Raw genomic sequence first — 12301 nt, 5'->3', positions numbered from 1 at the left:
CCCGGCGCGCACAGACAGGGAACAGTGGCGAGAATGGAGGCAGGTCATGCCATACCGTAAAAATGGCTGGGAAATTTCTGCAGGCTATCGAGGCGGAGAAATAAGCGGTCCGGGAGGGGAAATCATCTATTTCGGAACCCATCACGACCTGTCGAAGATCGCGAACAGAGTTGATCTGCGCCATATGAGCCATGGCATGGATGACACCGCAGATAAGTGCATTCCCTGTTTCATAGCGGCTGCGGACATCATCCATTCGGAACTGCAAACCAGGGGCTCCGCGACGGTACATTGCGCTAACGGTAACAGCAGGACCTCCTTCGCACTCATCGCGTACCTTTGCCGTTACGCCGGGTTCACGATCGAAGACGCCGGCACGTTCCTGACAAAGGGCCAGGCAGAGCGCACCGACATCACCTTCTCCCTTACGAAACAGGTCAATAACAACAGCTATTGGGGTTGGCTAAACGAGGCGAAGTGGTCCGAGATTGTTACCGATGCCTCCAGGGGGACTGACTACAGGGCGATGTACAGCGTCTCGGGCCCATCAAAAAGCGGAAACAAGGTGCACCACGCCGTTCAGACGAATATCTCCCGCGAGATACCCAGCGCACACGCAGTGGAGGATGACGACAGCTCCAGCAGTTCCGACTCTGTGCATTACTCCTATGGAATGCGCATTCGGGAATCCGAAGTCCGCGAACTCAAAAAGAATGCGGCGGTTTATATGGGGTACAAGTATTAGGTCAGCCCGATTTGCGTGTGAAGCTGTGTGCTTTCTAACGGGGAGCCTTGCCAATCAACCGGATAGCACTTGCCCGACACCTGGAGCCACCCGTGGCAAAGGGATGATCACAGAGGGCAGAGAGCGTTGCCTGGAGTGGCAAGACCACCTGAGCGCCCGAGCCCTGGCGCTGTGCAGCCAGCGGAGGGCAAGGCTTCCTGATAGACTTGCACCCCTTCCCGCATGATCCGGATCTGGGCCAGACAGGCCGCAGTTCCATCCGTGCGCTTTCGTTTCCTGAGCGTCGCCATGTCATCCGGAAACGGCCCCAAACCGCCCTCTATCAGCTGTACGAAAATGCTTAAAGAAATAGCCTCTAGCCCAGCAACCACGCGCCCTGCGCTGTCCCGCCGCTTCTCCGTTGCGCCGATGATGGATTGGACGGACAGAAATTGTCGGTTCTTTCTGCGCCTGCTCTCGCGCCATGCGCTGCTGTATACGGAGATGGTCACCACAGGGGCGCTTCTGCAAGGGGATCGGGCGCGTTTCCTCCGCCACGACGAGGCGGAGCACCCGCTGGCGTTGCAGCTAGGTGGCAGCGTACCGGTGGACCTGGCGGCCTGCGCACGCTTTGCGGAGCAAGCGGGTTACGACGAGGTGAACCTCAACGTCGGCTGCCCCAGCGACCGGGTGCAGAACAACATGATCGGTGCCTGCCTGATGGGCCATCCGGCCCTGGTGGCCGACTGCGTGAAGGCGATGCTGGATGCGGTGGCGATCCCGGTTACGGTCAAGCACCGCATCGGCATCAACGGTCGCGACAGCTACGCCGAACTATGCGATTTCGTCGGCCAGGTGCGGGAGGCTGGCTGCCGCAGCTTCACCGTGCATGCGCGCATCGCGATCCTCGAAGGGCTGTCGCCGAAGGAAAACCGTGAAATCCCGCCACTGCGCTACGACGTCGCCGCGCAGCTGAAGAAGGATTTCCCGGATCTGGAGCTGATCCTCAATGGCGGCATCAAGACCCTGGACGAGTGCGCGACGCATCTCGAGGTATTCGACGGCGTGATGCTTGGCCGCGAGGCCTATCACAACCCCTACCTGCTGGCGGGCGTGGATGCGCGGCTGTTCGGCGACGACAGGCCGCAACCGACCCGCGCCGAGGCCCTGGCGGCGTTGCGCCCCTATATAGAAAGGCACATCGCGGAGGGCGGGCAGATGCATCACATCACCCGCCATGTACTGGGACTGGGCCAGGGCTTCCCCGGCGCACGGCGCTTCCGCCAGTTGCTCTCGGTGGACGTGCACAAGACCACCGAGCCGCTGGGGTTGCTGGATCAGGCCACCGAGCTGTTGCGCGGCCACTGAGCCGCGTTCTGGCTCGGCGCCAGGCAATACCCCTTATGCCCACCGGGCACGACAAGGCCGCTCTCCAGCATGCGGCCGAGCACCTGGCGCACGCTGATCAGCGAGAGAGGCTCGCCGGCGGCATTCAGGCGTTCGTGCAGCAACCGGGTGGATATGCCGCCGCTTTCCTGGCTGGCGTCGCAGAGCACTTCCAGTACTTTCAGGCGAGGCAGGCTGGCTTTCAGTCCGACCTCCTGCAGCAGGTGGCGCAGGTGCTGGTGGTCGCTCATCGGCATGGTATGACTCCTTGACGTATCTGTTGCCTGTTCGGCTTGCATGGAGGCTGGCGGTCCTGCCGGCCTCTTTTTCCCTGAAAAATCAGGGGCTCTAACAATAAAGACGAACGGGAACGAAAAACCCGCAAGAAAAACGGAAAAAAATCAGAATCCGGCGGTCAGACAGGGGCGGTACTTCCCCTCGATCCCTTCAGGGAGAAAGACGCGGGACAGGGCCGCGAATTTACCCGCGCCACCCCGTTGAGCGCGCCAGGGCGCTCGGGTAAGGTCACGCCATCTGCAACGACAAGGCTTCGTCCATGACATCCAAGCTGGATCAACTCAAGCAGTTCACCACCGTGGTCGCCGACACCGGTGACCTCGACGCCATCGCCCGCCTCAAGCCGGTCGACGCCACCACCAACCCCTCGCTGCTGCTCAAGGCCGCCGCCCTGCCCCGCTATGCGGAACTGCTCGATGCAGCCGTGGCCGGCAGCGCGGGCGATCTGGGCCTGGCCTGCGACCGCTTCGGCGTCGCCGTCGGCCAGGAGATCCTCAAGGTGATCCCGGGCCGCATCTCCACGGAAGTCGACGCGCGCCTGTCCTTCGATACCCAGGCCACGCTGCGCCGCGCCGAGCGCCTGATCGGCCTGTACGACAAGGCTGGCATCGGGCGCGAGCGCGTGCTGATCAAGATCGCCTCGACCTGGGAAGGTATCCGTGCCGCCGAGCAACTGGAGCGCGACGGCATCCAGACCAACCTCACCCTGCTGTTCAACTTCGCCCAGGCAGTCGCCTGCGCCGACGCCGGGGTATTCCTCATCTCCCCCTTCGTCGGGCGCATCTACGACTGGTACAAGAAGGCCGAGGGCCGCGACTTCGCAGGCGCCGAAGACCCGGGCGTGCAGTCGGTCTCGCGCATCTATCGCTACTACAAGGCTCACGGCTACGACACGGTGGTGATGGGTGCGAGCTTCCGCAACCTCGGCCAGATCGAGCAATTGGCCGGTTGCGACCGCCTGACCATCAGCCCCGACCTCCTGCAACAGCTCGCGGACGACCAGGGCAGCCTGGAGCGCAAGCTCAGCGCCGGCAGCGACAACGAAGCACGCACCGCGCTGGACCAGGCCCAGTTCCGCTGGCAGTTCAACGAAGATGCGATGGCCACCGAGAAGCTCGCCGAAGGCATCCGCCTGTTCGCCCGCGACCAGGAAAAGCTCGAAGCTCTGCTCAACGCCCGCCAGAAATAAAAACGCGCGCGCAGCCACAAGGCTGCGCGCGCGGGTTCACCAATCAGGGGGAAAGACGATCAGCTGCGCTCGAGGGCGCTCACCAGATCGTGGAAGGCTTCTCGATTGGACTCGTTGAGCCCCATCAGGATGCGGTGTGCTTCCAGCACCTTGGTGCGTACCACGTCCTCGGTCTGGTCCTGCGGAGGCAGGTCTTCCAGGCATTCCGGGCATGGCAGCGGCTTGCCGACGATGTTGAACACCTGATCGAACCCCATCGACTGCAAGAGTCGGGTGATGTCCGGATGGGTGGTCACTACGGTCGGCAACAGTCCCACCTTCTGCCGCGAGAGGATCGACAACTTGGCCAGGAGGCCCAGCGTGGTGCTGTCGATGCTACGAGTTTCCGTGAGATCGATGACGATCGCAGAGAAATTCAGCGCGGAGAAGATCTTTTCAATGGTCGCATCCAGAGCCGAACACAAGGTAAGGCGAATTTCACCGACGAACTTCAGGACGAAGGTCCCGTTCTGCTCGGCAAACTGGATTTTACCGGTACTCATGCAAGGTTCCTGCTCAACACCAGCAAGGCGATATCATCCGGCATCTCGCCCAGATTGGCCAGTCCAAACACCTGTCGCAAGCCATCCAGACTGCCACCTGCCGTGCACACCAGTTCCGGTAGCGCGGCTTCTTTTTCTTTGAGCGTATCTCCCGGCAAAAGGTCCAGAATGCCGTCGGATAAAAGGGTCAGGCTGAAGGATGGCGGCAACTCGAGGACCTGATCCTCGTAGGTCGCCTCATCGAACAGTCCGACGGGCAGGCCACGCCCGCTCAGGTAGCGTGCCTTGCCTTCGCTGAACAGCACCGGCAGCGGCAGGTGCCCGCCAATGCTGTAGGTCAGCAAACCGCTCTCCTCGTCTATCACCCCGCCGAGCATGGTCACGTGCTTGCCCAGCTTGCAGTTGATCAGGCCGCGGTTGATGTGGCCGAGCACATCGGAGGGCTTGAACTCGGGAAGCATGCCGCCACGCCGGGACTCATAGAGCAGCCGGGTGGTCATGAACTTCAACAGCACGGTGACGAAGGCCGAGGACGCGCCATGGCCCGAGACGTCGGCCAGGTAGAAGGCGACGCGGCGCTCGTCCACGCGGAAATAATCGACGAAATCCCCAGACAGGTAGAGCGACGGGATGATCTGGTGGGCGAACTTCAGTCCGTCCACCGTCCAGGGCGTCACCGGCAGCATGTTCATCTGCACCTGGCGCCCGGCGTTCTGGTCTTCCTGCAGCAGGTGCAGGCTGGCCTGGAGCTCGCGGTTGGCCGCCTCCAGCTCCTCGCGGTAGCGCTGGTTCTCGACGCGCAGGGCGTAGCGATCCAGGGCCCGATGCACGGAGTGCTCGAGCACCGCCAGGTCTTCCAGGGGCTTGATCAGGTAGTCGGCAGCGCCCAGGCGCAAGGCCTCGACGGCATCGCTCATGACACCCGCACCGGACACGACGATGACCGGGGTATCGGATTGCAGTTGATTTACGCGGCGGATGAGTTCGAGGCCGTCGACTTGGGGCATGCGCAGGTCGCAGATCACCAGATCGGGATGTTCCTGCTCGAAAACCTGCAGCCCCTGCAAGCCATTGGCAGCCTGCAGGACGCTGAAACCACTGTCTTCCAGATAGGCCGCAAGGCTTGCGCGCACTACCTCGTCGTCATCGATGATCAGCAGCTTGGCACTGGTATTGTGCATGGAGTATCCAGGCAAACGGCGCCGGGGGACGGGCTGGTTGAACACCCGGCCCAAGGCCCTGGTGCGCGTATGGGGGTTCGCTTCAAGGCGCAGACGGTACTCCCATCCGCGGGGCGATTCAAGCGTGCACCGATTGTCGAAACCTGCCTTTACACAAGAAATCGACGGGAGTTATAAGAAGCTCGGGGAGAGTCCATCAAATACAAGAGGACAGTGGCAATGAGCCAAAGCGATCGAGCCTATAGCGAGAAACGCGATTTCATCCGGATGCAAGTCGAAGCCCATGTCGTCCTGCATCATGCCGGACGCGAGATTCCCGCCCTTTGCCGCGACCTCTCCAGCACCGGCATGCAGCTGGAAGCGGACGTGGAGCTGGCGATCGGCGACAAGGTCAAGGTCCACATCCCATCCGATCACGCCGAACTGCAGGGCCTCGAAGCCGAGGCAGAGGTGGTGCGCGTGAGCGACGGGGAGAACGGTGGCAAGTCCATCGGGCTCGCCATCATCTCGATGCGCTGAGCGATGACCTGAAACGAAAAAGGCGGCCAGATGGCCGCCTTTTTCATGCCCACGAAGGCCTAGAAGTCGTCCTCGACCTCACCGTCGCGCACCTTGAACTCACGGTTCTGCAGGTAGGCGTTGCGGATGAAGTTGTACTTGTCGCCCTGGATGAACTTCTCCGCCGACAGCAGGTTGGCGCGGGTGTCGATGACGTTGACGCCACGGATCACGTTGCGGGTCGGCACATGGTCGATGTACGGGTACGGGCCGAGGTAGCTGTCCGGGATCTTCGCAGGCGCGTCGCGCAGGGTGCTCGGGCCCAGCAACGGCAACACCACGTACGGGCCACTGCCCACGCCCCAGGCGCCCAGGGTCTGGCCGAAGTCCTCGTCGTTGCGCTGCAGCCCCATGCGGGTGGCCACGTCGAACACGCCCAGCAGGCCGAAGGTCGTGTTGAAGATCAGGCGACCGGTGTCGACACCGGCGTCGTGGAACTTCGCCTGCAGCAGGTCGTTGGCCAGGTTGCTGACATCGCCGACGTTGCTGAACACGTTGTGCACGCCATCCTCGACGAAGTCGGGGGTCACCGCCTGGTAGCCCTGCGCGACCGGCTTCAGCGCGTAGGTGTCGAGGGTGTCGTTGAAGCGGAAGATCACCCGGTTGACGCCCTCCCACGGGTCGCTTTCCGCCGCACCCGCCGCCAGCGGCAGCAGCGCCAGCCCAGCCACGACGCACACACGACCAAGACGATCGAGCCACCCGGTGCCGATCATTCGCATTGCAGACTCTCCTAGAGAAAAGTAGTGTGGCAGCCCCGCGGGCAGCCCGGTGAGGCGCGCATTATACGGCCATCGGGAACGCAATAGGCAGCATAGCGAAGGCCACCGATGCAGGAAAAACGATTGCTTCATATTGCTCGCATCCCAGTGCGCTGGGGCGACATGGACAGCTACGGCCACGTCAACAACACCCTCTATATCCAGTACCTGGAAGAAGCCCGGGTCGCCTGGTTCGAGCGCCATGGCATCCCCATGAGCAACGTCGAGCAGGGCCCGGTCGTCCTGCAGACCCTGCACACCTACCTGCGCCCCGTGGTGCACCCGGCCACCGTGGTTGTCGAACTGTTCGCCGGCCAGGTCGGCAGCTCCAGCCTGGTGGTCGAGCATCGCCTGAGTACCGAGGAAGACCCGCAATCCACCTACGGCGAAGGCTACTGCAAGCTGGTCTGGGTCGATCACGCCAGCAACCGGCCGATCCCCGTGCCCGCCGCCCTGCGCGCCTTGATGGACGGCGCCTGAGCGTCATCTTTCCGTCATCGCCGCGTCATCCGCCGAAGCTAGGCTGGACCTGACCCCGTCAGGATGACCTCGCCATGCCCACCCGCACACCGCCCGCGTTCAACGCCCTGCTCTTCGGCCTGTCAGGCTGCCTCGTGGACTTCGGCGCCCGGACCCTCCCCGTAGCCCTGACCCGCACCCTGCCCCGCTGCGCCCCGGAGCGCCTGCAGGAAGCCGCCAACCTGCCGCCGACCCAGGCCCTCGGCCATGCCCTGCAGCGCCCGGCCAAGGCCGCCGAGCTCGCCCGCTTCGCCGAAGCCCTGGCCAGCGCCGCCGACGAACACGCCGAAGCGGCCCCGGGCCTGGACCAGCTCCTCGACCTCCTGGCCACCCGGCAGATCCCCGGCGCCTGGCTGGACGAACTGCCCGAAGGCACCACCCACGCCCTCTCCGGCCCCCTGGCCAGCACCCTGGCTGCCGGCAACGACCCCGACTGCCGCCCCTGGCCCGCGCCCGACGCCTGCTGGAGCGCCCTCGCCAGCCTAGGCGTCGACCGCCTCGAAGGCTGCGTGCTGGTCAGCGGCGAGCCGCGCCTGATCCAGGCCGGGCTCAACGCCGGGCTGTGGACCGTGGGCCTGGCCACCAGCGGGCGCCTTTGCGGCCAGGCCCTCGGCGACTGGCAGGCCCTGCCCAGCAGCGAACGCGACCCGCTACGCGCCCGCGCGACCCTGGAGCTGTACCGCCTGGGCGCCCATTCGGTGATCGACCACCTGGGCGAACTGCCCGCCTGCCTGGACGACCTGGCAGCGCGCCGGCAGAAGGGGGAAAAGCCCTGAGCCGGCAATTGTTACAGCCTTGATCGGGATCAGGCACGCCTCTCACTCCTGGATTAATCTCAACGACACGAGGGACCTTTTGGCAGCCGCCGGAGGTCCACTCCAAAGTCTTATGAAAGGAGAACGCCATGTCTGAACGTCTGCAGCAGCAACTGCAAGAACTGCGCGAGCAGTTGGCCAGCGACGCCCCGATGGATGAAGAGGAACGCGCCGAGCTGAACACGCTGATCCAGGACATCGAACTGCAACTGGCCACCGAGCCGGCCACCCCGCCCGACGACAGCCTGGTGGATGGCGTCAACCTCGCGGTCGAGCGCTTCGAGATCAAGCACCCGACCCTGGCCGGCACCTTGCGCAACATCGTCCAGAGCCTGGCGAACATGGGCATCTGACGGCAGCTGCAACCAAAAACCCCGGCCTTGTGCCGGGGTTTTGCGTTCTGGGGCCGTAGCCGGGCCTCAGCCCGGAAAAATGGGCCGCCTACTGCCGTGCCAGCCGCCCGTTGTCCGGCACCAGCACGTGGGTGCTGCGGTAGGGGTTGATATCCAGCCCGCCCCGGCGCACGTAGCGGGCATGCACCGTCAGGTACTCCGGCTTGAGCAGGCGCTGCAGGTCGAGGAAGACGCGCTCCACGCACTGCTCGTGGAAGTCGCAGTGCTGGCGGAAGCTGACGATATAGGCCAGGAAGCTGGCGTGATCCAGGCGCGCGCCCTTGTACTCCACCACCAGGGTGCCCCAGTCCGGCTGGCTGGTGACCGGGCAATTGGACTTCAACAGGTGGCTGTGCAACGCCTCTTCCACCACCTCGCCAGCATCGGCGCGCAGCAGCTCCGGCTGTGGGTGCTCGTAGTTGGCGATGGTGATATCCAGGTCGTCGATGCAGACGCCGGCGGCACGGGCCACCCCGTCGGCTTCCACCTCGGCCAGGCTGCGCACCCGCACCTGCACCGGTGCACCGGCGGCGGCGGACAGGTCCTTCTGCAGCACCGCCACCAGCGCGGCGGCATCGACGAAGGCGCTCTGGTTCAGCGAGTTGAGGTAGAGCTTGAAGGACTTCGACTCGATGATGTTCGGCGAATCCGCCGGGATGGCGAACTCGCCGATGGCCACCACCGGCTTGCCGGACGGGGTCAGCCAGGACAGCTCATAGCAGTTCCAGAAATCCACGCCTTTATAAGGCAAGGTCTCCGCCGTCAGCCCCAGTTCGTTCCACTTCGCCACGCGGGAGATGGGGAACAGCAGTTGCGGGCTGTAGGTACTGATGTACTCGCTGGATTTGCCCAGCGGCGAGTGTTCGGCGGGATGCTGCATGAGGAAGGCGACCTGAGCGGGAAAACCCGGCAATTGTATACAGGCCGCCGCCCGCCGCAAAACCCGCCCGGTGCCCGCTCAGAACCAGGCCCGCAGCCCCACCACCCAGGCGCCCTCCTCGTCCGCCTCGCCCGCCTCACGCAGCCAGTCGCCGCTGCGCCCATAGGTGCGCTCCCACTCGTAGCCGACATAGGGCGAGAAGTCCGGCGCCAGCCGCCAGTGCAGGCGCAGCCCGGTCTCCAGCGTGCTGCCACCCGCGCCGCGCCCCAGGTCGCGGTCATCCGCCAGGGCCAGGTCGTATTCCAGGCGCGGCTCCAGCACCAGGCGCCGGGTCAGCAGCAGCTCGTACTCCGCCTCCAGGCGCAGGGAGGGGTCGCCCCGCTCGCTGACGAACAGGTTCGCCTCCACCTCGAACCACTGCGGCGCCAGGCCCTTGATGCCGAGCACCCCATGGCTGCGCGAAGGCCCCGGCTGGTCGTCATGGCGCAACCCCGCCTGCCAGTCGAAGAACTCGCTCGCCATGCGCCGGTAAAGCAGCTGCGTCTCGCTGTCCACGGTCGGGCCACCGGCGTCGCGCAGCCCCTCGCTTTTCAGCACCAGCTTGTGCAGGTCGGTGCCGTACCAGCCCTCCGCCTCCCAGGCCAGTTGGGCGTCGTTGCCATGCAGGCGGCTCTCCAGGCGATCGAAGCCGAAGTAGCCGACGGGCATGGCATCCATGTCCATCGCCAGCGCCGCCGGGCTGGTCAGAACCGCCAGCAACCCCCATTCAATGCTGCGCATGGGCGGCCTCCTTCATGTCCATGGCATCGCCCAGGGACCGGCTGCTGCCGTCGGGCGCCTCGACCACCACCTTGCGGAACATGCCGCTGGCCATGTGGTAGATCAGGTGGCAGTGGAAGGCCCACTCGCCGATGGCGTCAGCCGGCACATCCACCTCCAGGGTGCTGCCCGGAGCGACGTTGACCACGTGCTTGAGCGGGTTGAGCCGGCCGTTGCCCTTGTCCAGCTGCATCCACATGCCGTGCAGGTGCATGGGGTGGTTCATCATCGTCTGGTTGACGAAGCGGAAGCGCACCCGCTCCCCGTAGCGCAGGCGGATGGGCTCGGCCTCGGAATACTTCACCCCGTCGAAGGACCAGAAGTAGCGCTCCATGTTGCCGGTGAGCTTCAGCTCGATGGTGCGGTCCGGCGCGCGGTAGCGGGCATCCGGGCGCATCGCCTTGAGGTCGCCGTAGACCAGCACCCGCCCGCCCTCGGCCTCCGGCGCCACGCCGCTGCCCGACGCATAGTCTGGGTTGCCCGCCGGGGCTGCAGGCATCCCGTGGCCCATCGCGGCATGGTCCATCCCGGCCATGGCCCCGTGGTCCATGCCAGCCATGTCGCCCATGTCGCCCATGTCGTGGGCCATGCCCATGTCCGCCATGGTCAGGCGACGCGGCGCCCCCAGCGGCGGCACCTCGCCGGCCATGCCCTCGCGCGGGGCCAGGGTGGCGCGCACCAGGCCGCGCCGGTCCATGGCTTCGGCCAGCAGCGAATAGGCGCGGTCCTCGGTGGGCTGCACGATCACGTCGTAGGTCTCCGCCACCGCCATGCGCAGGCGGTCCACGGTCACCGGCAGCACGTCGTTGCCGTCGGCCTGCACCACGGTCATCGGCAGGCCGGGGATGCGCAGGTCGAAGTAGCTCATGCCCGAGGCGTTGATGATGCGCAGTCGCACCCTCTCGCCGGGCTTGAACAGCGCCGTCCAGTTCTGCGCGGTGTCGCGGCCGTTGACCAGGAAGCGGAAGCCGCTGACATCGGCGATATCGGTCGGCGACATGCGCATGCCGCCCCAGGCCCAGCGGTCCCTCAGCGTCGCCCAGACGCCATCGCGAACGGCATCGCGGAAGAAGTCCCCCACCGTCAGCTTCTGGTCGTTGTAGTACTCGGCGTCCTTCTTCAGGTTGGCCAGGGTGCGTTCGGGCTTCTCGTCCTGCCAGTCGAACAGCATCACCGTGTATTCGCGGTCGTAGCGGTACGGCTCGCGGGCACGGGGCTCGATGACCAGAGGCCCGTACAGCCCCTCCTGCTCCTGGAAGTCGCTGTGGGCGTGGTACCAGTAGGTGCCCGACTGCTGCAGGCGGAAGCGGTAGGTGAAGGTCTGCCCGGGCTTGATGCCGGGGAAGCTGATGCCCGGCACGCCGTCCTGGTCGTAGGGCAGGATGATCCCATGCCAGTGCAGCGAGGTGTCGCGGTCCAGGCGGTTGGTCACGCGGATCGCCACCTCCTCGCCCTCCTTGAAACGCAGCTCCGGGGCGGGGGACTGGCCATTGATGGTCAGCGCCGGCCGGCTGCCGTCGCTCAGCTCCACCCGGCCTTCATCGATCACCAGGTCGTAACTGCCGCCCAAGGCGTCGGCGGCCAGGGCCAGCAGCCCGGCGCCGATCAGCGTGCGCTTCATGGCGTGACCTTGAGGCGGCCCACCATCCCCGCCTGGTAATGGCCGGGGATGTTGCAGGCGAACTCCAGCCCGGTGGCGGCGCTGAATGTCCAGGTCAGCTCGGCGGTCTTGCCCGGCTCCACCAGCACGCTGTTGGGGTCGTCGTGCTTCATCATCGCGCCGTGGTCCATGCCGGCCATGTCGTGGCCCATCTTGCCGGGGTCCATCTGGCCCATGCCGTGGTCCATGCCGGTGGGGGTGAGCATGCCCATCTGCTGCATCTGCAGCATTTCCTTCTGGTGCGCCGCATGCATGGCGGCGTCGCCCAGGTTGAACTCATGCAGCAGGGCGCCGGTGTTCTTCAGCACGAAGCGCACCGTCTCGCCCGCCTTCACGTCCAGCTCGGCCGGCTCGTAGTACATATCGCCGAGGGTGATCTCCACGGTGCGATCGGCCTCGGCGGCCTTGCCCGGGTGACCGAAGCCGTAGCCCCCGGCCGGGGTGTCGGCCAGCACCGGCAGGCTGATGGAAAGGCCCAGGGCCAGGGCGATGAGGGAGGATTTCATGAGGTGCTCCTTGAGTGACGATGGCGCCACCTTAGGCACCCCAGGCTGGCGCCTGGCTGACCGCGACATTAC

The 12301-nt window shown here is 65.2% G+C and carries 15 protein-coding genes; 7 read left to right on the top strand and 8 right to left on the bottom strand.

The genetic code is table 11. The features are described from left to right. The first annotated feature begins 46 nt into the window (after positions 1-46). Positions 47-745, top strand: a complete 699-nt coding sequence (locus ACYJSS_RS01045) for a dual specificity protein phosphatase family protein (protein ID WP_111264168.1) — start codon at positions 47-49, stop codon at positions 743-745. Between the two features lie 336 nt (positions 746-1081). Continuing rightward, complete coding sequence (gene dusA / locus ACYJSS_RS01040; protein ID WP_111264167.1) at positions 1082-2092, top strand: tRNA dihydrouridine(20/20a) synthase DusA; 1011 nt, start codon at positions 1082-1084, stop codon at positions 2090-2092. Here the strand turns inward: dusA and ACYJSS_RS01035 are convergent. Then, positions 2062-2367: a hypothetical protein gene (locus ACYJSS_RS01035; RefSeq protein ID WP_111264166.1), complete on the bottom strand. Its 306-nt coding sequence runs from the start codon at positions 2365-2367 to the stop codon at positions 2062-2064. The genes dusA and ACYJSS_RS01035 overlap by 31 nt on opposite strands. 299 nt (positions 2368-2666) lie before the next feature. On the opposite strand from ACYJSS_RS01035, the gene tal reads away from it, so the two are divergent. After that, on the top strand, positions 2667-3596 hold the full coding sequence (gene tal, locus ACYJSS_RS01030) for a transaldolase (protein WP_111264165.1): 930 nt from the start codon (positions 2667-2669) through the stop codon (positions 3594-3596). A gap of 59 nt (positions 3597-3655) precedes the next feature. Here tal and rssC read toward each other — a convergent pair whose 3' ends face one another. Then, a complete protein-coding gene (gene rssC, locus ACYJSS_RS01025) occupies positions 3656-4138 on the bottom strand; it encodes an anti-sigma factor antagonist RssC (protein WP_111264164.1) in 483 nt (160 codons plus the stop codon). Further along, the gene (rssB, locus tag ACYJSS_RS01020; protein ID WP_111264163.1) at positions 4135-5319 is read right to left on the bottom strand and encodes a two-component system response regulator RssB; all 1185 of its coding nucleotides are present in this window, start codon (positions 5317-5319) and stop codon (positions 4135-4137) included. Before rssB ends, rssC begins: the two co-directional genes overlap by 4 nt. Before the next feature lie 219 nt (positions 5320-5538). Between rssB and ACYJSS_RS01015 the strand changes: the two genes are divergently transcribed. Further along, complete coding sequence (locus tag ACYJSS_RS01015; RefSeq protein ID WP_111264162.1) at positions 5539-5838, top strand: PilZ domain-containing protein; 300 nt, start codon at positions 5539-5541, stop codon at positions 5836-5838. Between the two features lie 59 nt (positions 5839-5897). Here ACYJSS_RS01015 and ACYJSS_RS01010 read toward each other — a convergent pair whose 3' ends face one another. Further along, positions 5898-6599 carry an MlaA family lipoprotein gene (locus ACYJSS_RS01010; protein WP_236205227.1) on the bottom strand — a complete coding sequence of 234 codons (702 nt, stop codon included), beginning with the start codon at positions 6597-6599 and terminating at the stop codon, positions 5898-5900. A 108-nt stretch (positions 6600-6707) separates the two neighbouring features. On the opposite strand from ACYJSS_RS01010, the gene ACYJSS_RS01005 reads away from it, so the two are divergent. From ACYJSS_RS01005 to ACYJSS_RS00995, 3 genes are all read left to right on the top strand, one after another. Beyond that, positions 6708-7118 (top strand): acyl-CoA thioesterase, encoded by a 411-nt coding sequence (locus tag ACYJSS_RS01005; protein ID WP_236205226.1) that lies wholly within the window; start codon positions 6708-6710, stop codon positions 7116-7118. Between the two features lie 74 nt (positions 7119-7192). Beyond that, on the top strand, positions 7193-7933 hold the full coding sequence (locus tag ACYJSS_RS01000) for an HAD family phosphatase (protein WP_236205225.1): 741 nt from the start codon (positions 7193-7195) through the stop codon (positions 7931-7933). Positions 7934-8061: 128 nt separating this feature from the next. Then, complete coding sequence (locus tag ACYJSS_RS00995; protein ID WP_111261538.1) at positions 8062-8325, top strand: DUF4404 family protein; 264 nt, start codon at positions 8062-8064, stop codon at positions 8323-8325. A gap of 88 nt (positions 8326-8413) precedes the next feature. Here ACYJSS_RS00995 and queF read toward each other — a convergent pair whose 3' ends face one another. The 4 genes from queF to copI form a co-directional block, all read right to left on the bottom strand. Next, positions 8414-9244 (bottom strand): NADPH-dependent 7-cyano-7-deazaguanine reductase QueF, encoded by an 831-nt coding sequence (queF, locus tag ACYJSS_RS00990; protein ID WP_236205224.1) that lies wholly within the window; start codon positions 9242-9244, stop codon positions 8414-8416. A 78-nt stretch (positions 9245-9322) separates the two neighbouring features. Then, positions 9323-10024: a copper resistance protein B gene (locus ACYJSS_RS00985; protein ID WP_236205223.1), complete on the bottom strand. Its 702-nt coding sequence runs from the start codon at positions 10022-10024 to the stop codon at positions 9323-9325. Next, complete coding sequence (locus ACYJSS_RS00980; RefSeq protein ID WP_236205222.1) at positions 10011-11684, bottom strand: copper resistance system multicopper oxidase; 1674 nt, start codon at positions 11682-11684, stop codon at positions 10011-10013. Before ACYJSS_RS00980 ends, ACYJSS_RS00985 begins: the two co-directional genes overlap by 14 nt. Next, positions 11681-12229: a copper-resistant cuproprotein CopI gene (copI, locus tag ACYJSS_RS00975; RefSeq protein ID WP_236205221.1), complete on the bottom strand. Its 549-nt coding sequence runs from the start codon at positions 12227-12229 to the stop codon at positions 11681-11683. The genes ACYJSS_RS00980 and copI overlap by 4 nt, the downstream gene beginning before the upstream one ends. Positions 12230-12301 lie beyond the last annotated feature (72 nt).

This window comes from Pseudomonas sp. No.21, assembly GCF_054558415.1.
Note: the sequence above shows the minus strand (reverse complement) of the source record. Positions and strands in the feature narration are given on the sequence as shown.

Bases quoted from the DNA above. Each gene is read 5' to 3' on its own strand.
- ACYJSS_RS01045 (WP_111264168.1), top strand. From the start codon at position 47: ATGCCATACCGTAAAAATGGCTGGGAAATTTCTGCAGGCTATCGAGGC.
- dusA (WP_111264167.1), top strand. From the start codon at position 1,082: ATGCTTAAAGAAATAGCCTCTAGCCCAGCAACCACGCGCCCTGCGCTG.
- ACYJSS_RS01035 (WP_111264166.1), bottom strand. From the start codon at position 2,367: ATGCCGATGAGCGACCACCAGCACCTGCGCCACCTGCTGCAGGAGGTC.
- tal (WP_111264165.1), top strand. From the start codon at position 2,667: ATGACATCCAAGCTGGATCAACTCAAGCAGTTCACCACCGTGGTCGCC.
- rssC (WP_111264164.1), bottom strand. From the start codon at position 4,138: ATGAGTACCGGTAAAATCCAGTTTGCCGAGCAGAACGGGACCTTCGTC.
- rssB (WP_111264163.1), bottom strand. From the start codon at position 5,319: ATGCACAATACCAGTGCCAAGCTGCTGATCATCGATGACGACGAGGTA.
- ACYJSS_RS01015 (WP_111264162.1), top strand. From the start codon at position 5,539: ATGAGCCAAAGCGATCGAGCCTATAGCGAGAAACGCGATTTCATCCGG.
- ACYJSS_RS01010 (WP_236205227.1), bottom strand. From the start codon at position 6,599: ATGCGAATGATCGGCACCGGGTGGCTCGATCGTCTTGGTCGTGTGTGC.
- ACYJSS_RS01005 (WP_236205226.1), top strand. From the start codon at position 6,708: ATGCAGGAAAAACGATTGCTTCATATTGCTCGCATCCCAGTGCGCTGG.
- ACYJSS_RS01000 (WP_236205225.1), top strand. From the start codon at position 7,193: ATGCCCACCCGCACACCGCCCGCGTTCAACGCCCTGCTCTTCGGCCTG.
- ACYJSS_RS00995 (WP_111261538.1), top strand. From the start codon at position 8,062: ATGTCTGAACGTCTGCAGCAGCAACTGCAAGAACTGCGCGAGCAGTTG.
- queF (WP_236205224.1), bottom strand. From the start codon at position 9,244: ATGCAGCATCCCGCCGAACACTCGCCGCTGGGCAAATCCAGCGAGTAC.
- ACYJSS_RS00985 (WP_236205223.1), bottom strand. From the start codon at position 10,024: ATGCGCAGCATTGAATGGGGGTTGCTGGCGGTTCTGACCAGCCCGGCG.
- ACYJSS_RS00980 (WP_236205222.1), bottom strand. From the start codon at position 11,684: ATGAAGCGCACGCTGATCGGCGCCGGGCTGCTGGCCCTGGCCGCCGAC.
- copI (WP_236205221.1), bottom strand. From the start codon at position 12,229: ATGAAATCCTCCCTCATCGCCCTGGCCCTGGGCCTTTCCATCAGCCTG.